The sequence below is a fragment of the Acetobacter indonesiensis genome (genome assembly GCF_000963945.1).
In the GTDB taxonomy this organism is placed as follows: Bacteria; Pseudomonadota; Alphaproteobacteria; order Acetobacterales; family Acetobacteraceae; genus Acetobacter; species Acetobacter indonesiensis.
This window is the reverse complement of sequence record NZ_BAMW01000050.1, coordinates 64,888-83,055: the sequence shown is the minus strand read 5'-3', so window position 1 is coordinate 83,055 and position 18,168 is coordinate 64,888. Positions and strand designations below refer to the sequence as shown.

Genomic DNA, 18,168 nt, shown 5'->3' with positions numbered 1-18,168 from the left:
AAAAGTTTTGAACAATACCTAAACAACCGGTAACTTCTGCTGCATACTTGCGTTAATAGAGAGACTTACGATTAGGACGCACTTTATGCACAATTTTCAACGCCCTTCTGGCCGACCTGCCTTCCCTCTATCGCGCTTTGCTTTCTTAGGCGTAACACTCAGCTTATCAGCTACTCTGGCAGGGTGTGCTATGACGCAGGAAGGGCGGCCTGTTGCAGCCTCTCATGCAGCGGGATCTGTGTATCAAGCGTCAGGGAATGAACCATTCTGGCACCTGACACTCGCGCAGAATACTTTGACGCTTGAACAGCCAGGAAAAGCAAAGCTGGTTCGGGCTGTTACACATGCTCAAGGCCTTTCTGGCCAACGGATTTATGATGCTCAAGATTTAAAAGTTGTCGTAGAGCCAAAATCCTGTTCAGATTCCATGACAGGTCGCACCTTTGCAGAAAGTGTTTCCGTAACGGCACAGGGCCAGACAATGCAGGGTTGCGGCGGTGACGCACAGGGACTTTCCAGCCTGAATGATACACGCTGGGTTGTCATTGCTCTTAACGGACAAAATCTGGCAGATGGCCACCGTCCGCCTACAGAGAAGGACCGCACGACCGATCAACCCGCGCATGACAGCAGCGGCCCGATGATGGCCCCGACACTCGACATTAATGCCACCGGCAAAGTGTCTGGTTCAGACGGCTGCAACCGTTATGTCGGTGGTTTGGTTTTTGGCACGAAAGGTGACGTCAAACCAACCAAGGAAGGCGGCTTGAGCACCCTGATGGCATGCCCCGGTGTGCATGATGATATGGCTAACAAATTCAAGAACTTAAAGCAGGCCGCCACGCAGTGGCACATGGATGGCACAACACTGGTTCTTGAAACAGATGATAAACGCACCATCCGTTTGCGTCAGGTTTTTTAAGTTCTTGTAAAATGCAGTTAGGGGCGGCGTTTTGTAGCCCCTAACGTCTTTTATCTCCTATTTTTAATCACACTCAGACAGCCTCGTAAAACCGGTCTTTAATCTTATCCTTGCAGAAAACTTCTATATTTGAAGTGTGCTCTTTAAGGGATTAAGTCTGCTTTCCATTAAATGCCTATCAGCAACTAGAGACACATCGACAGCAGCGACAGGAACGATAAGGATCGCTATGGAGTAGCCCATCCCGTGCCACTCTCCAGATCATGTCGTAAGTTTTTCGAGAGAATAGGCAATTACTCAGTTCTGATCACTTGGACCAAAAGTTCCTTATCTGCCTTCCCGGTCTTCATCCTTAGCACTTTCTACCCTGATGAAGTGACAAAACAGCGACCTACACACCGTAAGTTACAGTCCCAATGCGGATAATCCGGGATGTTCGGCAGGACGTGGGGCAGACCGGTCCCAATGAAACAGACGTTGGCTTTCTTCTATTGGCACATCATTAATACTGGCATGGCGGGCCTGCATAAGGCCTTGTGAGTCAAAATCCCAGTTTTCATTACCGTAAGACCGAAACCATTGACCTTCAGCAGTGTGCCATTCGTACGCGAAACGCACGGCCAGACGCGCATGGGTGTACGCCCAGAGTTCCTTGATCAGCCGGTATTCGTGCTCCTGCTCCCACTTGCGGATGAGGAAGGCTTCTATTTCTGTACGACCTTGTATGAATTCATGCCGGTTTCGCCATACGCTCTGCGGGGTATAGGCCAGCGCCACCCGTGCTGGGTCTCTGCTGTTCCAGACATCTTCAGCAGCACGCACTTTCTGCGCGGCTGTTTCGGCAGTAAAAGGTGGTAACGGCGGGCGAATATCTGACATGCTGTGCGCTCTTTTCTTTCTGCATGGCTGCGGATGCCAGCGTTTGACCTAGAACAACCTTGCCACCGTTATGAAACGCACAACAGGGCAATCAGATTTCAAAAAATCGTCACACCTGAGAACGACCTGAACGCTTACAGAGAAGCAGACCCTCCTTTTTGTGCGAGCATGAGCATGGCCTATTCTCCTTGCCCTACACTGGAAAACGAGCAGGGACGTTCCCTGCATGACGCCGCCACAGAACGGTGGCTGAAAACGATTCAGCAGAAAATGCGGGCCGCGACTATTCAGCCCCGTGTCCATTTTCAACGCACGCCCATGCGCCCTGTTGATGAAGAAGGCATTCTGCGCGACTTCGAATAAGGGAACGCCAAACCTGCCACTGCGTTACTGAGCCATGATTCATTGCGTTGTTTTAGAATGCAATGAAAGAGGGTTTTCTTCAGGCCTACCAATACAGGCCTGTCAAGACGGAGGAAAACGCAGTGATGGGATTGCAGCGTAAATCTGTATTAGGTGCAGCCCTGCTGTTGAGTGCAGGCCTGATAACAACACTGCCGGCTTATGCTGAACGAAGCGAGCGCTTTGCAGGAACATTTGCCGCCGAACACTCGGCCACAACAAAGCCGGATGGACGGGTGGACGCGTTGTTTTATCCGGCAGCCCACGTGCTCCGCTACACGATCACATGGAGTGGATTGAGTGGCGGCCTTAACGCGGCACATTTTCATGGCCCCGCTGGCCCCGGTGAGGGTGCTGCGCCCGTCATTACCATTAAAGGGCCTTATAAAAGCCCGTTAACTGGCAGTGTTTCCCTGAATAAAGATCAGGAAGACATGCTTGAAAATGGCAAGCTCTACGTCAATCTGCATACGCAAGCTTACCCAAAAGGGGAAGCGCGAGCACAATTGACAAAATAGCGTGCCTACCTTTTGAACAGGCAAACGGTTTGACCGCTTGCATCGGAAGCAGCCCGTATTTCTATTTTATGTAAATTTGCATAGCGGCTGACCCCAGAAAGGTGACGAAACCACCTGGATGGATCAGCCGTTTGTCTTTTTATCAATTACAGGGAAGTATTAAAAACAATGCGACTGACGGGTGTTCTGCTTACAAGTGCTCTTACAGTGAGTGCCTGCATTCTCCCTGCACAGGCTACGACACAACATTTGAAACTGACACCAGCCAACACGCAGGCTCTGCTGCACGCACGTTCGGCCCTGACAGACATTGACGGACGATTTGAGACGGTGAGTGGTTCTCTGGCTTATGATCTGGAAGCGCAGACATGCCACGTTGATCTGACCATGAATGTGGACACGTTAAAAGTTGGCAGTTCTGTTTTACGCAGTGTCATGCTGTCCGGGCTAATGCTGGACAGCGACAGTCATCCAACCATGCATTACGTTGGTAATTGCGTACCGAAAATTACCAATGGTGCACTTCATACCCAGCTTGTGGGCAAACTGACCATGCGCGGACAAACACACCCACTGACATTTTCCGTGCAAATGCGCTTTACAAAAAATACCCTGACAAGCATCGCCAGTTCCGCCGAATTTGACCAACGGCAATGGGGCTTAAGCACTTTACTCCATTCCGTTGACCCGATGGTCAAAACAGAAACGATTATAACCCTCGGTTCATAATTTAGCGGTTATTCTGCATCGCTGGTCTTGCCAAAAATATGAGTCGTTTATGTTTATTTCTAAAAGGCTAAGCCTACAACGTAACCCCGAAGCGCGCTGCGACCCAGACAGTTAGGAAATAAAGCCCAGCCGTAACCATGCACCCTGCGAACAACGCAGCATAAAATGGCACACCGTTCTTGAGAGCCAACGGAATAAGCAGGAACATTGGCAACGACGGTAGCACGTACCAGAAAGTTGCGTTCGCATGGGCTGCCATACGGACAGGGTCTTTTGTTTCCTGCCACAACCAGATCATACCCATTACGGAAATAAGCGGCAGCGACGCAACCAGTGCGCCGAACGCTGGATAACGCCGCGCTAAAGAAGAGACTGCGGCAATAAGAAAACCGGACAGGATGGCTTTCAGCCAGAAAAACATTCTGCCGGCTTCCCTGTTTTGCATACTCCGCAGGCCGATAAAGCTGCCTGCGGGTAACTGCTGATATTAAAAATGCGTGCTATCTTCTGCCGCACCATTTTGGCCCTGCGGGGGCTGGCCGACAGGTTTGCCGCCAATCGGTGCATCGGCGTTCATTTTACCCGGCTGGGTAGAATGCTCGACGTCATAGGCCGTTGCTTTTTCCTCATACGTGCCTTTTGCGCCGGGGTGCTCCTGATCGTACAGAGCCGCCTTCTGCTTGGCTTCCTTACGATAAACGTGGCGACGATACATCCCCGTCACACATCCACCCAGCGCCCCGATAACGCCGTGGTGCACAACATGGCCGCCAACAGCACCGGCTGCCCCATATTTCAAACAGCCGCCGGGTTCGGCCTGAGCAATGGACCCCGTGCCTGCAACGCCAGTGCTCAACGCAACAACGGCGACTGCCGCCAAAGATGTCATACGACGCATTGTGTCTTCAATCCTTATCAAATGCCCGGAAACAGGCAGACTTCGCAGGCAAGGTACCGAACCAGAGCACTGTAGACAATGTTAAGGCCCTGCACAGCGCAGATGCATGCTTTGCAGACCATTTAAGCAGTCTAAGCGTTAATTGTGTTCTGATTCAGGTAGGGCATCATCAGTCTGGTAACGGCGTTATGGTGCAGGAGCAGGCCCACAATGACGCACACCATGTGGCCGCGCACCATGCTGCATTGGGCCAGTGCTTCCCATGCCCCCCATTCCGTTGGGGCCGGTCATTCCCGGGCCGGGGGCCATGCCGCCGTGGGGTGGCATGCTATGGCAGGCGGTATCCTCACCGCCGTGGCAGGCTGTCACCGTCAGGCCTGCACACAACATCACAAGGCGGGATAATTTAGGCAGCGTCATGCTGTATCCTTAATTCTGGCTGTTTCTTCCATCGGGCCGATAAAACGAACCATATGGTCAAGGTTTAAGCCAGAACGCCGGTCAGGCCGCAGCGTTGCCTGAAGAGAGCGCCTTCTCCAACACAGCGACAACCTGTTCAAGCAAACGCTGGTCTTGTGCCGTAAAACGGTCAGGGCGCGGGCTATCAAGGTCAAGCACGCCGACCAACTGATTTTGCACAATAACGGGTAACACGATTTCTGAAGCAGATGCCGCGTCACACGCAATATGGCCCGGAAAAGCATGGACATCTGGCACAACCAATGTCTGCTGGTTTTGGGCCACGGTGCCGCATACGCCCTTGCCCACGGCAATACGGGTGCAGGCTACCCGCCCCTGAAACGGACCCAAAACAAGCTCGCCGTCTTTCAGCAGATAAAATCCGGCCCAGTTGAGGTCTGGCAGAGCCTCAAACACCAACGCTGACACGTTTGCCAGATTGGCAATCATATCGGTTTCGGCCTCCAGCATACCGCTGACGGCTGGCAGCAGATCTTCCGGGGTCAGACGGTGTGTTGGGGCGCTCATGCTCTGGGCTTTCTGTCTTTAGGCTTGCTTGGAAAAAAGGATTTATTCGCTTTTCAGCAGATCAGGCCCACGCAGGGCAGACCGGGCACAAACAGCGGCACGCTGATCGCGGTTCAGGCTACCTACATCAAACATGGTCTGGCCACCCAGTTCCAGACGCCCTACGCCACCCCAAGCATAAGCCGGATTAGTGCTTACGCCCTCGCGGCTAGCCAATTTACGCCCTAATGAGCGCACAGTCGTATCTGTCACCAGTTTATGGCTGTAACAGTATGACATAAGGCCAGCCACATTGGCGGCGGATGCGTGCTCAACAGTCGGGATACCGTCATAATCCAGCACACCCGGAGCAGCGGTGCTGGCAGTCATGGGGGCAGGCACGGCCGGCACTTTCAAAATTGTTGCCGCAAGCGCCTGCTGTGGCATTGGAAAAGCCGCCAATGTGATTCCCCCCATAAAAGCAAGAGAAGCCACAGCCTTAAAAACTGGACGAAATGCCACCATAACACGCTCCTTACACACAAAAAGTGCCCATAGAGTGCGGCAGATACGCCCCACCAGCAAGAGCCCACACATACTAGCTGGGTTTCTTTATCCCCGCATGTGCGGGGAACACATAGACGCCGCCGTCACAGTAACGCGCCCGCGCGGTTCATCCCCGCGTGTGCGGGGAACACGATGAAATGGGCCGGGGATGAACAATTAAGTTCGGTTCATCCCCGCGTGTGCGGGGAACACTCTGGCCAGCATCGAGATTGAGGCAGACAGCACGGTTCATCCCCGCGTGTGCGGGGAACACCCACCCCCGATTAACGCAACCTCTCCGTGCAGCGGTTCATCCCCGCGTGTGCGGGGAACACTCTTCCTGGAAGAGTTTGATTTTACAGGGTTATTTTGTTGTCAAAGAGTCTACCAGCATTTCTGTGCTCTTTTTTAGCCTTTTCCGCCGTATGGGGAAAGAGGGCGCATCCGCTAAAAATCGGAGCTTGGCAGCACATGCGCTGATGCTTTTTGTGGCTGTGACATTCCCTTATCGGTATAAAATGCTACACTCGTGGCCAGATAAACACCGGGCGGTAGCTGGGCATACTGGCTGTCAGGCTGGCTGTGTTATGCAGTTCTGTATTTTCTGTGGTGTTCTTTCTTTATAATCGGATTTCCCTGCCCTCCATGACCGCTCCTTTTGTGACCCGTGCTGCTTCTGTGGTGCTTCGTGTTTCTGTACGCCGTGCCGCGCAAAGACAGAAACTGGCTTTTGCCCTGATGCTGCCCGTAATCGGATTAACCGGGTGTGGATATTTTGATTCCCGCACCGCGCACAACGCCCAGATCTCCCTTATCGGGATGAGCAGTAGCGACGTACGCGGCTGTATTGGGTTGCCTGACAAACAGCAGAAACTGGATGATGGGACGGAAGTTTACGAATATGTGCGGTCCCTGAACATTCCCGCTACAAATGATTCCACCCTGTTCCCACTTCAGTCTGTGGTCAACGTAGTTGAAACCACATTTGGTGGTGCCGGGAAAACCTGTGTGGCCGACATCCGCATTGCCGATGGTAAAGTGACGGATGTTCATTACAGCGGCGATAATGATGAAATGGTGGGCGCAGATGGTGTGTGCTCCATCATCACCCGTGGCTGCACCCGCAGACCAATGGCCGACATGAAGCCGGTTTCCTATAACCCACTTGGTCCCGTCAACAGCTTTCGCCAGCCGCAGATACAGGCACAGGTGCCTGCCAGCACAACACCGCTGAATGCCCCTTCGGCCACACCCGTTGAAGCTCCCCCTTTGAGCGAGCAGACCATTGCAGCCCCCACCCCGGCAACAAACGCCAATGATATCCCTTCTCTACCGGCCAGCACACCCGCCGCAGGCGGAGCAAGCCAGCCTGTCGTACCCCCCAACAGCGCAACCCCGACACAGTCTGTCACGACAACGACAGTCCCTGCTCCTGGGGTGGTAACATCTGGCAATGTTCTCTCTGGCGCTGTAACCCCGGCGTCCCCTCCTGCTGCGGTGAAAACAGCCGTGCAAAACACGCCCCCTGTCACACCTGATGCAGCAACAACAACAGCTATCTCCAATAGCCCATCACAGGCAGCCACGACCACATCAGCCCCCAGCCAGAACATTTCCACGCCAAGTGCGGAGAATGATACCAGCGACAAAACAGGGGGTGTTCAGAATAAGGTTTCCGAAAGTTCTTCTGGGCAAAACAATGTGACAAAAACGACTACCCAACCAGTACAATCCAAGAAAAATGTGACCGATCCAGAAGAATTTTCACCAGTCTCCCCGGTACCGGAAGACCCATCAACGCCTTAAACAGAGTATTTTAGCAAAATTTGTATGATAGAGTTTTGATTAGTCTTTAACGCCAAACTTGCGGCCTAAAATCTGTACGCGACGTTTAATGTAAGGGCTTGGCACTAGCTCTTGCGGCGTGATGGTGTTTCGGCAAGGCTATTATCAAAAACACTGTTATTTCCATCATGGATCGCTTTGAAAATCAGCTTCCAGCGAGCATACATTTTAGCCGGGTGGCGTAAGTGGTAACAAATGCTTTGCAGATTGGGGCATGCCACCTTAACCAGTAAAAACAGCACCATATTCAGCGTGTGCAACACTTTGCTTGTGGCTGTTTTTTGCTCAAGAATCAGACGGTTTCTGAGTGAAAAATAGGTTCTGATTGGCCCTTTGTCTGTCTGAAGCCAATGATGCAGGAATGATTTTTCCGTTGTCCATGATGGCTCAAGGTCTTGCAAAAGACTTTGCTGGCATAACCATATTTCACCCTGTAACTGCGTCATACGCAGGGTGAAATCATAATCATCAAAATACAGGTAATATCGTTCGTCTGGTTCACCAATCAGGGACAACCAGTTTTTGTGAAACCACAACCCGCCATAACCCGCCATGGCCATACCCCGGCATACCAGTCCGCTCTTCTGCCAGACCGGCACCGCATGTTTCTGCCATGGGCTTTGCACCGAAAACCCGAAAAAGGAGTTCGGCTTTATGTCATTGGGTTTATTGCGTTCAACAAGATTGCGGTATGTTCGTTTGTCAGCCCGGTAACTGACCAGTGACACATCATTCCGTGCCCCCATCAGCCGCCATACCCGGGCCAGGACAGACAGGGCGTCCGGTTCAGGTTTGTTATCGTCATCCAGCACCCAGATATGCCCGGTATCTGCCCGTGCAGCAGCAGCCACTATACCGGCCCGGAACCCCCCAGCCGACCCGGTATTATGCGGCAACCGCACAAGCGTAAAATGCTCATCGCCATAGGAGTGCTGTAAATCTATCAGTTTTTGGGCGACCGAAGGCTCCGTGCCATTATCAACCACCACAACATGCCCGACACCGCGACGGCTGCTGTTTAACTGTCCTGCACTCTCGCTCTCATTATCTGTTGGCTGGTTAAGGGAAAAACAGGCTCCCTCCGCACTATTTCCCCCCAAAACCCCCTTCACGACCTGAGCAAGCAAGGAAACTCTGTTGCCATATGTCACAATAACCGCGCAGGTCTGTGCGATGACAACGCTTTCGTCCGCTGTCGGGGTTAAGAAGGGGTGTGTCATAGGAACAACCGTGAGCTGTAAACCAGATTATTAGATTTGCACCACAGGCCGCCTGTCGGCGGGCACCTGAGCAGGCGGCTGTTGCCCCGTTATTTCTGCTAACTGGGGAAGTGCCAGAATCCGATCACGGCAAAGTTTCAGGCTCCGATCAATACGCCCAAACACAGGCTGCCAACGGAGTTCCTCTTTCTCCAGCCCCGGTGTGACGGCATGGACGTAGCCTGCATGCACAAGCCATGCGTGCCAGCGTGCGAAATCAGCCCCGCTTCCCAATACCCCCATCTTGACCAGAGCATAGCGCAGATGCCGTAACCCGAGGGTATCGACCAGAGTTTGCAGGGTTGTAAAAAATGTCTTTTTAGATGGAAGTTCATACAACCAGACAGGAGCCCCCGTTCGGCAGGTTTCTGCCACCATGGACGCACTATCCCCCGTCACAACAAAACGGTTTCCAGTTGCCAGAGCCTGCTGAAACATCTGCGACCCAGTATTAAACTGCGCGATGGGGCTGCCGGGTTCAGCCGCTTTTGCCCGCAACCATTCAACCGCATCTGCCGGGGTTCGGGGGCTTGTCAGCACATGCAGGGGTTCCTGATTGGCGACGGCCAATGTCTGTGCAAACTCGATAACGCCCTGCATGTCCGTCAATGTCATGCTGAAGTGCTTGGTGGGTGCACCGTAGACCACAACCGTACCGCCACACCGCCCGCCCGGTGCGGGGAAAACGGGCTGGGCCAAAGACGCTGCATTCAGGGGGAAAGCCAACCGCAACACGTTAGGGGCAGACGGATAATCGTCCTGAGGCAGAATAATAATCAGATCAAGCGCCCGCACCGGAACATGGCTGGGCCGACCGATATGCACTATAGCCGGGGCACAGCCTGCATTTTGCTGCGTGCAATAATCGCGCAGGGCCAGCGCAGCCTGCACCGCGTTGCCGAAAGACAGAATAACCCGCACGCCCGTTATGTCAGGAAGGGCCTCGGGCACACTGAACTCCGGCCCCAGCCGCAAGAGTGTGTAGGGTAACCCCAAAGCCTGGGCCAAGGTCAGGCATTGCGCCATTTCCCCCGCACGCCCAGTATCAAGCACCCATACTGGTGCTGCCACGTTGATGTCAGTCACCATTCCGTTCCTTTGCGAGAGAGGGGTGGAGTGTGTCTTCCTGACTGTTCTGGAAGTTCCGATGTCGGTTCATCAGCAGATACGGGCCAAGACGGGATAGAAAAATGCCCAGTTCGCTTAGCAGCGTGGCAACACCCGCCCCTGTCATGCCCCACAATGTTGCAAACACGTACAGCAACGGCAGGGAAAAACACATGGTTGCCATCCGGCCGAACAAAAGCTGATGCGCCCGGTTAAGCGACACCAGAATGGGCTCCAGCGGCACATCCCATAAATCAAGAATGGCGGTGGTTGTCATAAGCAGCAGCAGGGTACGTGTGCCGGACCACGGTACAGTCAGCAACACATGCAGCAGCCACGGGCCAACAAGTGCAGCCGCTACAATCACGACGAAAGAAAACGCACCAAGCGCCTGAAGAATACGGTTTGTGACCTGCCGTATTGATGCCCAGTCCCGTTTGTCACGCAGGGCGACGAGTTCCGGGTACAGGGCGGGGGTCATCATTTGGGCAGGACGGGCCATACCATCTGATATCTGCCAGGTTACATTATAAATCGCAGCACTTTGCGGGCCTAGCACCACCCCGACAATCAGCACTGTCAGGCGAGAGGCTAGACGCGATAACGCCTGATCAACACTAACAGAAAACGTAAAGCGCCAGAGGCCCTGAATGGGGCTTAGCCACGGCACGTTGACCAGCCGAAAGCCCTTCAGACCATCCGTATGCGCCAGAACCCATAGCGCGATCAGACCATCCAGCACGAAAGACGCAACAAAGGATGCGTACCACAGTGCCAGAAACCCAATGAGTGACCAATGCAGGAAAAACCCGACAATGCAGCCCAGAAAGCGGACAAAGCCTGCAACGGTGTCACCCAGAACAGACAGTTCATACCGGTTGGTCAGACGCATGACGCCGATAGCTGACCCTGCATTCATGAACAGAACAACAGTCAGATACCAAAGGGGCATATGCCCGTAGGCTGTCGCATTCCACCCCAAGGCCTGCCCCAGAACCTGACTGAATATGACAGCCACAGCCAGGGCAACCACGGCCCCCAAACCATCCAGCACCGCACAATGACGCAGCAGCGTCTGAAAACCGGATTTATCGGCCCGCTTAAAGGCTGTGCCGCCATATTGCAGCAAAGGCTGCCAGGACTGAAACCGTGTGCTGACCGAGCATGAACTGGTGAAAGCGTTTATCAGCAGCAGGATACCGTATTCTTCCAGCCCCAATGCCCGCACAGCGATCGCAGTACTGCCCAAAGCCAGAGCCGCCGTAGCGCCCTTACCCGTCAGCAAATACCCGGTATTGCGGAAAACCCGTCCAAATAGTGCGCGGACCCGACTGTTCATCCCACCTCATACCGCCCCTGCGGGGCGGCTTCCTTGTGTTTGTTTCCTGCTGTCATGTCTGACCATAGGGCAGGCCGCAATACACAAACGGGACGGTACTGTCCTGTTTGAATCGGGGTTTAAGTGGCAGAAAGCCACATGGCAAACGTTCTGCGCCCTGTCCGTGTTTTATGACAGAGGTGACACACAGACGACAGAAATTGCCAGATTTGAAACAGAAGCGTGAGATCACTTCACACTCCCGTGAGGATGGGCTGAAAGCTGCCACATTACAGGAAAAAAGGTTGCGTCGGGGCGTCTTTTCCCCAAACTCCACCCTTGTTGCAGGCAGCCATATGTCCCCATGCCATGTGGCAAGGCCTGCATAACCGTGAGTGATAACGCAGACAGGGAGAGCCACCATGGCCTGGACCGCACCGAAAATTACCGAAATTCCGCTGGGCGCAGAAATCAACAGCTACGTCTGCGGCCAGAAGAAATAAGACGGCCTGCCGCCAGTAGCGGGGGCAATGTCTATGCCCTCGCGCTGGTGGCGTTTTTTCTCTAAAAGCAGCGCATGCTTGATCTCATCGTTCTAGGCGCTGCCGCTGGCGGGGGCTTCCCGCAATGGAACTCCAACGCGCCAGCCTGCAACCGCGCCCGTGCGGGTGACCCCACGGCCCCGGCCCGTACCCAAGCCTCCATCGCTGTTAGCGGGGATGGTGAACAATGGTACATCCTCAATGCCTCGCCCGATCTGCGGGCCCAGATCAATCAGACTCCTGCCCTGCACCCAAAAGCGGGCCTGCGCTCCACCCCTATTGCCGGTGTGGTGCTGACCAGCGGGGAAATTGATACCATTACCGGGCTGCTGACCCTGCGTGAAAAACAGGCGTTTAACCTGTACGGGGCTACCCCCGTGCTGGCCCAGCTGGATGCCAACCCGATTTTTGAGGCTCTGGACCGCACCCTAGTGCCGCGCCACACCATGGTTCTTGATCACGCTTTGCCCCTGAAACCCGCAGGCTTCAGCATCACGCCTTTTGCTGTACCGGGCAAAGTGCCGCTTTATGCTGAACAGGGCGCAAACCCGGCTGAAGTCAAAACAGATGGTGAAACTATCGGCCTTGAAATATCCGACGGCACGCATCGGGCGTTGTTCATTCCCGGCTGCGCGATGATGACGGATGCGCTTCTGGCCCGCATGAACGGGGCAGACGTGGTATTTTTTGACGGGACCTTATGGACGGACGATGAAATGCTCCGCGCCGGTCTGGGCGCAAAAACAGGAAAGCGCATGGGCCATATGTCCGTAGCCGATGAACCCGATGGCACCATGGCCGCGTTCCGGCCGTTGAAAATTGGGCGTAAAATTCTGATTCACATCAACAACTCCAACCCTATCCTGCTGTCTGACTCAGCCGAGCGCAAAGCTGTTGAACAGGCCGGATGGGACGTCGCCTTTGATGGTATGAGAGTAACGCTATGACTGACCGCCTGCTTTCCCCCGATGAACTGGAAGCCGCCCTGCGTGCCATTGGGGCCGAACGCTACCATAACCTGCACCCCTTTCACCGGGCATTACACGGCGGCAAGCTGAACAAGGGGCAAGTGCAGGCATGGGCGCTGAACCGCTATTATTATCAGGCCAGTATTCCTGCCAAGGACGCCACCCTGCTGGCCCGTCTGCCCACGGCTGAACTACGACGCGAATGGCGGCGGCGGCTGATTGATCATGACGGGACAGAACCGGGCACCGGCGGTGTAGCGCGGTGGCTGAAACTGACCGATGGACTGGGTCTTGACCGAGCCTATGTAGAATCCCTTGACGGACTTCTGCCCGGCACCCGTTTTGCTGTGGAAGCCTATGTGCATTTTGTGCGTGATCGTTCCATTCTGGAAGCCATTGCGTCTTCCCTGACCGAACTATTCTCGCCCACCATCATCAGCGAACGTGTGTCTGGCATGTTGCGCAACTACAGCTTTATTACCGAAGAAACACTGGCTTATTTTGCGCCACGCCTGACGCAAGCCCCGCAGGATTCAGCGTTTGCTCTGGCATATGTGAAAGAGCACGCCCGCACGGTTGAACAACAACAGGCCGTGCTGAATGCCCTGAAGTTCAAATGCGGGGTTCTGTGGTCCATGCTGGATGAACTGGACTACGCCTATGTCTCACCCGGTAACATTCCCCCGGGAGCCTTCCGCCCACAGGCCGAGGCATGACAGAACACACACCATCCCCCGCTGAAACAGAGAAAGCACTATCGGGCACGGCCGTGACCGCGCCTGATAACGATTTGGCAGGGGCAGACGCATCACCAAAAACACCTGATGCTGCTTCTTTCCCTGAAAGCACGGTGCTGAAATTTCGGCGCGGTACACGGTTACAGTATGACCGTGTGCGGGAGCAGTGGTTTATTCAGGCCCCTGAACGGGCATTTTTTGCAGACCCTGTTGCTGCGGAAATTCTGCAACTGGTTAACGGTAAGCGGTCACTCACCGCGCTTATTGATACACTGGCTGCAAAATTCTCTGCCCCGCGTGAGACAATTGCCCAGGACGTGTTGCGCATGACGCGGGATCTGGCCGACAAACAGGTGCTACAGGCGGTATGAGATGAACGCCATCGCCCCGCCCCCACCCATGAGCCTGCTGGCAGAATTGACGCATCGCTGCCCGCTGCAATGCCCTTACTGCTCTAATCCGCTGAAGCTGGACCCCCGCAAGGATGAGCTTGAAACAGCCAGCTGGAAGCGCGTCTTTAAGGAGGCAGCGGAGATGGGAGTCTTGCAGGTGCACTTTTCAGGCGGCGAGCCAATGGCCCGGCCTGATCTGCCTGAACTGGTCGCTTATGCGGTGGAACTGGGGCTTTACACCAATCTGATTACATCCGGCGTGTTGCTGACTGCGGCCAGCCTGAAGGCCTTGGCTGATGCGGGGCTGGATCATGTGCAGCTTTCTTTTCAGGACGCAGACACACAGCAAGCGGAACGTATTGGCGGTATGGCTGGGGCTCAGGCCAAAAAGCTGGAGGCTGCACGGCTGATTGTGGCCGAAGATGTGCCGTTAACACTGAATTTCGTTATTCACCGCCAGAATGCAGCCCGTGTTCCTGCAATGCTGGATATGGCGGAACGCCTCGGCGCGCGCAGGGTAGAAATTGCCCATACCCAGTATTATGGCTGGGGCCTGATGAACCGCGATGCTCTGCTACCGTCGCGGGATCAGTTGATTGAAACAGAGCAAGCTGTGGCCGCCGCCCGCGCACGCTTCGGCACCCGTATTGCCATAGATTTTGTCACGCCCGATTACTATGCAGATCAGCCTAAACCTTGCATGGGTGGCTGGGGGCAGCGCTTCATCAATATTGCCCCTACTGGCAAAGTTCTGCCCTGCCACGCAGCAGAAAGTATTCCGGGCCTGACATTCCCTACCGTGCGAGACGAAAGCCTTTCGGACATCTGGCAACATTCGCCCCTGTTTGGGCTGTATCGCGGCACGGACTGGATGTCCGACCCATGCAAAAGCTGCGCGTTCAAGGAAATTGATTGGGGTGGGTGCCGATGTCAGGCTCTGGCATTGGCGGGTGATGCTGGGGCAACTGACCCTGTGTGCCATCGCGCACCCGGCCATACACTGATTGAACAGGCTATTGCCCAGCGCCCCGCGGTGCCGCCAGCCTTTCGCTATCGCCGTTATGGCAATGCTGATTTAGGGGTTGCTAAGCCGGAAGAAAGTCAAACCTGACTTTTGGCTTGGCGCTTCTGCTCACGCGGCACACGCAGTGCCACTTTGAACCAGCGAGCCTCCGGATGAAGGCTGCTCTCAAAGCACCTCCGCTCCCGGTTCCTTCTTTTCAAGCTAACGGATGAGAAGGCGGATAACAGGTCGCACCGCGCCTGATAGGCCCCTCACCGCGTATGCCTCTGCGATGAAAGGCGTTTTCTTAAAATTCGTCTTCGGCTGGGCCGTCAGACAGCACACCTTCCCACTTGGCTGAGACAGCCGCCGCGTAGCCATTCCCCAGCACGTTGGTTGCCGTGCGGGCCATATCGAGAAAGTGGTCGATACCCAGAATAAGAGCGATGCCTGCTTCTGGCAGCCCAAACTGCGGTAGAACCGCAACCAGCGTTACCAGAGACGCCCGCGGCACCCCGGCAATTCCTTTACTGCTGAGCATCATGACCAGAACCATCAGAATCTGCTGGCTCCATGTCAGATGGATGCCATAGGCCTGCGCAATGAAGATGGCCCCGAATGACTGGAACATGATGGAGCCATCAAGGTTGAAGCTGTAGCCCAGCGGCAGCACAAAACCGGCAATGCGCCCCGGCACCCCTGATTCTTCCAGTTTTTCCAACAGTAATGGATAAGCGGATTCACTACTGGCGGTTGAAAAGCCCAACAGCACCGGCTGAACCAGATTTTTGAGCAACGGCTTAAGGCGCGGACCAAGCACGCAGAAAGCCAACGCTGTCAGCACAATCCACTGCGCCATGATGGTGCTGTAGAATTCAACCAGAAAACGGCCAAACTGCATCAGCATACCAATGCCGCTATGGGCCAGACTGCCCATAATAGACCCGAACACCGCCAGCGGTGCCAGCACCATGACCATATCGGTCATGCGCAGCATGATGTGGGATAACTCTTCCGACCAGCCGAGCATGGTTTTACCCGCTTTTCCGGCGGCAGGCAGCGATAGACCGAACAGAACCGAGAACACGACAATCTGCAAAATATCGTTACGGGCCATGGCGTCCAGAATGCTGGTGGGCACGATATGCAGCACAAAATCAATGGGCTGAAACGGGTGCTTCAGGCTGGAAATATCGGCCGGTAACGGGGCGGAGAACCCGGCCCCCGGCTGCAACAGATTGGCCGCCGCCAACCCGATAACCAGCGACAGGAAGGACATGCCGACAAACCACAGCAGCACACGCCCACCCACACGCAGCACAAGGGTATCATCCCCCAGTTTGCCAATACCGCTGACCAACGTGGCAAAAACCAGCGGGGCAATCACCATACGGATAAGCCGCAGAAACAGCCCGGTCAGCAAAGACGCGATCTGTTCAGCATCATGAACATAAGCAGGCAGGAACGAGTGGATGGCCAACCCCGTAACAACCCCCAGCACAAGCGCTATCAGAATAGCATAGGTGCGTTTGCGGGTATTGGCTGGCTGTGCAGCTAGCGCCATGCGCGTCTCCCCCTTTCCTTATGAACGATGAACCACTGGAACAAAGAGCGACGGTATAGAGAAAAGGGGGGTATTGGTCAAAAAGGGAAATTTTTATGCCTGCATATGATTGCAATATTTCCGATTCTGTCTGTAAAAGGGCGCGTCCTTTCCGACAATTACGATACAGTTCCGTATCATTTTGGTTTTGATGGAGCGCTTCATTGTTGTTTCAGTCTGAATTTTTTGATTACTGACCAGAATTATGACGAGTCTTCTTCATTATCCAAAAAAATCTGTTCTTTTTTACTGTTTGATTATTTGTTGTGCGTCTTTAAACGCAACAGCCGCGCGGGCGCAGCAATGGTATACGGGCTCCCTCGTCTCCCCTGCGCCAGCAAAAGACCATGCGGGTGACGCGGGTATTGAACCCTATTTTACCTATAGCCAACCTATTGGATATTACGATGCCCACGGCATCAGCCACCCGCAGCACCCCCGCCAGCAACTGTTCAGTAACTCAACCATGTGGAAGTATGGCATCACCGATGCGCTGAGCATTCAGGCCCACACGGTTATCAGTTACGGATGGAAAAAAGACGCGGGCCATTCAACCGGGCCAAAGTTTGGTGACTTCCCGGTTGACCTGATCTGGCGGTTTGTAAACGCCAACCCCAAACGCTATATTCCGTCACTGAATCTGTTTGCTGGCGTTGTGTTTCCCACCGGCGATTACAGCAGTCTGGGCCACGGGCAGGATGGCGTTGGCGCAGGGTCTTACGTGTTCCGCACGGCGTTAATGAGCCAGTCAACCTATAAACTACCCGGCAACCACAACCTGAGGTTGCGCGTCTGGAACTGGTTCAGACGCGCGCTGAACGCAGCAGATGTGCGCGATACCTCCACCTATGGCACCACAACAGGCTTTCGCGGCAAAGGCCGCCCGGGCATGAGCGGACAAACCGGGTTTTCACTTGAATACGGGATTAACCGCCAATGGCTTCTGGCAATTGACGTCGCGCGCGACTGGGCCAATGGGTCCCGCGTGTGGGGCCACACAAAAGCAGGAAGCTATACAGACCGCACCGGCGCACCGTCAGGCGACTGGCAGGTAGCCCCCGCATTTGAATATAACTGGAACGCCAACTGGGGCATTATTGCCGGGGCATCCCTTTATTATGCAGGCCATAACACCAGCATAAAAATAGCCCCTCAATTTGCCATCAATACGGTCTTCTAAAGCACATAACCCTGCAAACTGACTTCCAGACCCTCAAGAATAACTTAACTTTATCCCTGCATCTGCGGGGAACACTCCTCACTACAGGCAAGGGGCTTCCACCCCATCGGTTCATCCCCGCATGTGCAGGGAACACTGTGCAGGCCAGTCCTTTGCGCTGCTCCGCAACGGTTCATCCCCGCGTATGCGGGGAACACGAATAAAGAGACGCCGTAAATGACAGCCCCCTCGGTTCATCCCCGCGTATGCGGGGAACACAACGAGAGGCAGTTGGGTTTGCGCGTTGGCTTCGGTTCATCCCCGCGTATGCGGGGAACACCGTGTCGATCCTCAACCCGTGGGAAAAAACGTCGG

The 18,168-nt window shown here is 54.5% G+C and carries 21 protein-coding genes and 2 CRISPR repeat arrays (1 of these 23 only partly in view); of the genes, 11 read left to right on the top strand and 10 right to left on the bottom strand.

The window, feature by feature from the left end:
- Positions 1–85 precede the first annotated feature (85 nt).
- Positions 86–922 carry an META domain-containing protein gene (locus tag Abin_RS12070; protein ID WP_084593615.1) on the top strand — a complete coding sequence of 279 codons (837 nt, stop codon included), beginning with the start codon at positions 86–88 and terminating at the stop codon, positions 920–922.
- Positions 923–1,327: 405 nt separating this feature from the next.
- Here Abin_RS12070 and Abin_RS12065 read toward each other — a convergent pair whose 3' ends face one another.
- Complete coding sequence (locus Abin_RS12065) at positions 1,328–1,801, bottom strand: nuclear transport factor 2 family protein (RefSeq protein WP_048847244.1); 474 nt, start codon at positions 1,799–1,801, stop codon at positions 1,328–1,330.
- A gap of 174 nt (positions 1,802–1,975) precedes the next feature.
- Between Abin_RS12065 and Abin_RS12060 the strand changes: the two genes are divergently transcribed.
- The 3 genes from Abin_RS12060 to Abin_RS12050 all read left to right on the top strand — a co-directional run bounded on the left by Abin_RS12060 (position 1,976) and on the right by Abin_RS12050 (position 3,450).
- Positions 1,976–2,164 carry a hypothetical protein gene (locus tag Abin_RS12060; RefSeq protein WP_143217035.1) on the top strand — a complete coding sequence of 63 codons (189 nt, stop codon included), beginning with the start codon at positions 1,976–1,978 and terminating at the stop codon, positions 2,162–2,164.
- A gap of 125 nt (positions 2,165–2,289) precedes the next feature.
- The gene (locus tag Abin_RS12055) at positions 2,290–2,721 is read left to right on the top strand and encodes a CHRD domain-containing protein (RefSeq protein ID WP_048847239.1); all 432 of its coding nucleotides are present in this window, start codon (positions 2,290–2,292) and stop codon (positions 2,719–2,721) included.
- A gap of 168 nt (positions 2,722–2,889) precedes the next feature.
- Positions 2,890–3,450, top strand: coding sequence for a YceI family protein (locus tag Abin_RS12050; protein WP_048847237.1), 561 nt, complete (start codon positions 2,890–2,892; stop codon positions 3,448–3,450).
- 73 nt (positions 3,451–3,523) lie between these two features.
- Here Abin_RS12050 and Abin_RS12045 read toward each other — a convergent pair whose 3' ends face one another.
- From Abin_RS12045 to Abin_RS12025, 5 genes are all read right to left on the bottom strand, one after another.
- Positions 3,524–3,871 carry a DUF3147 family protein gene (locus Abin_RS12045; RefSeq protein WP_048847235.1) on the bottom strand — a complete coding sequence of 116 codons (348 nt, stop codon included), beginning with the start codon at positions 3,869–3,871 and terminating at the stop codon, positions 3,524–3,526.
- A 66-nt stretch (positions 3,872–3,937) separates the two neighbouring features.
- The gene (locus Abin_RS12040) at positions 3,938–4,348 is read right to left on the bottom strand and encodes a hypothetical protein (protein WP_255319328.1); all 411 of its coding nucleotides are present in this window, start codon (positions 4,346–4,348) and stop codon (positions 3,938–3,940) included.
- A gap of 186 nt (positions 4,349–4,534) precedes the next feature.
- Positions 4,535–4,768: a hypothetical protein gene (locus tag Abin_RS12035; protein WP_146867660.1), complete on the bottom strand. Its 234-nt coding sequence runs from the start codon at positions 4,766–4,768 to the stop codon at positions 4,535–4,537.
- Between the two features lie 81 nt (positions 4,769–4,849).
- Complete coding sequence (locus Abin_RS12030; protein ID WP_048847231.1) at positions 4,850–5,335, bottom strand: GAF domain-containing protein; 486 nt, start codon at positions 5,333–5,335, stop codon at positions 4,850–4,852.
- Between the two features lie 42 nt (positions 5,336–5,377).
- Positions 5,378–5,839, bottom strand: a complete 462-nt coding sequence (locus Abin_RS12025; RefSeq protein ID WP_048847230.1) for a hypothetical protein — start codon at positions 5,837–5,839, stop codon at positions 5,378–5,380.
- Between the two features lie 83 nt (positions 5,840–5,922).
- Positions 5,923–6,195: direct repeats of the CRISPR family, unit length 29 nt; unit sequence CGGTTCATCCCCGCGTGTGCGGGGAACAC.
- Positions 6,196–6,505: 310 nt separating this feature from the next.
- On the opposite strand from Abin_RS12025, the gene Abin_RS12020 reads away from it, so the two are divergent.
- Positions 6,506–7,666, top strand: a complete 1,161-nt coding sequence (locus Abin_RS12020; RefSeq protein ID WP_146867661.1) for a hypothetical protein — start codon at positions 6,506–6,508, stop codon at positions 7,664–7,666.
- A 104-nt stretch (positions 7,667–7,770) separates the two neighbouring features.
- Here Abin_RS12020 and Abin_RS12015 read toward each other — a convergent pair whose 3' ends face one another.
- From Abin_RS12015 to Abin_RS12005, 3 genes are read right to left on the bottom strand one after another with little or no spacing between them, the layout of a single operon-like run.
- Positions 7,771–8,925 (bottom strand): glycosyltransferase, encoded by a 1,155-nt coding sequence (locus tag Abin_RS12015; protein ID WP_048847225.1) that lies wholly within the window; start codon positions 8,923–8,925, stop codon positions 7,771–7,773.
- Positions 8,926–8,955: 30 nt separating this feature from the next.
- The gene (locus Abin_RS12010; RefSeq protein ID WP_084593622.1) at positions 8,956–10,053 is read right to left on the bottom strand and encodes an ELM1/GtrOC1 family putative glycosyltransferase; all 1,098 of its coding nucleotides are present in this window, start codon (positions 10,051–10,053) and stop codon (positions 8,956–8,958) included.
- Positions 10,043–11,410: a lipopolysaccharide biosynthesis protein gene (locus Abin_RS12005; protein ID WP_048847224.1), complete on the bottom strand. Its 1,368-nt coding sequence runs from the start codon at positions 11,408–11,410 to the stop codon at positions 10,043–10,045. The genes Abin_RS12010 and Abin_RS12005 overlap by 11 nt, the downstream gene beginning before the upstream one ends.
- Before the next feature lie 401 nt (positions 11,411–11,811).
- Here Abin_RS12005 and pqqA point away from each other — a divergent pair, with 401 nt between their 5' ends.
- The 5 genes from pqqA (at position 11,812) to pqqE (ending at position 15,139) form a co-directional block, all read left to right on the top strand.
- Positions 11,812–11,892, top strand: a complete 81-nt coding sequence (gene pqqA, locus Abin_RS12000; protein WP_035378309.1) for a pyrroloquinoline quinone precursor peptide PqqA — start codon at positions 11,812–11,814, stop codon at positions 11,890–11,892.
- Positions 11,893–11,966: 74 nt separating this feature from the next.
- A complete protein-coding gene (pqqB, locus tag Abin_RS11995; protein WP_048847220.1) occupies positions 11,967–12,878 on the top strand; it encodes a pyrroloquinoline quinone biosynthesis protein PqqB in 912 nt (303 codons plus the stop codon).
- Complete coding sequence (gene pqqC / locus Abin_RS11990; RefSeq protein ID WP_048847218.1) at positions 12,875–13,615, top strand: pyrroloquinoline-quinone synthase PqqC; 741 nt, start codon at positions 12,875–12,877, stop codon at positions 13,613–13,615. The genes pqqB and pqqC overlap by 4 nt, the downstream gene beginning before the upstream one ends.
- Positions 13,616–13,689: 74 nt before the next feature.
- Complete coding sequence (gene pqqD / locus Abin_RS11985) at positions 13,690–14,007, top strand: pyrroloquinoline quinone biosynthesis peptide chaperone PqqD (RefSeq protein ID WP_048847337.1); 318 nt, start codon at positions 13,690–13,692, stop codon at positions 14,005–14,007.
- A 1-nt stretch (position 14,008) separates the two neighbouring features.
- A complete protein-coding gene (gene pqqE, locus Abin_RS11980) occupies positions 14,009–15,139 on the top strand; it encodes a pyrroloquinoline quinone biosynthesis protein PqqE (RefSeq protein ID WP_048847216.1) in 1,131 nt (376 codons plus the stop codon).
- Positions 15,140–15,338: 199 nt separating this feature from the next.
- On the opposite strand, the gene Abin_RS11975 is transcribed toward pqqE, so the two are convergent.
- Positions 15,339–16,595 (bottom strand): dicarboxylate/amino acid:cation symporter, encoded by a 1,257-nt coding sequence (locus tag Abin_RS11975; RefSeq protein ID WP_048847214.1) that lies wholly within the window; start codon positions 16,593–16,595, stop codon positions 15,339–15,341.
- Between the two features lie 244 nt (positions 16,596–16,839).
- Here Abin_RS11975 and Abin_RS11970 point away from each other — a divergent pair, with 244 nt between their 5' ends.
- Positions 16,840–17,814 (top strand): hypothetical protein, encoded by a 975-nt coding sequence (locus tag Abin_RS11970; protein ID WP_255319329.1) that lies wholly within the window; start codon positions 16,840–16,842, stop codon positions 17,812–17,814.
- Positions 17,815–17,920: 106 nt separating this feature from the next.
- Positions 17,921–18,168: direct repeats of the CRISPR family, unit length 30 nt; unit sequence TCGGTTCATCCCCGCGTATGCGGGGAACAC (it continues 87 nt past the right edge of the window).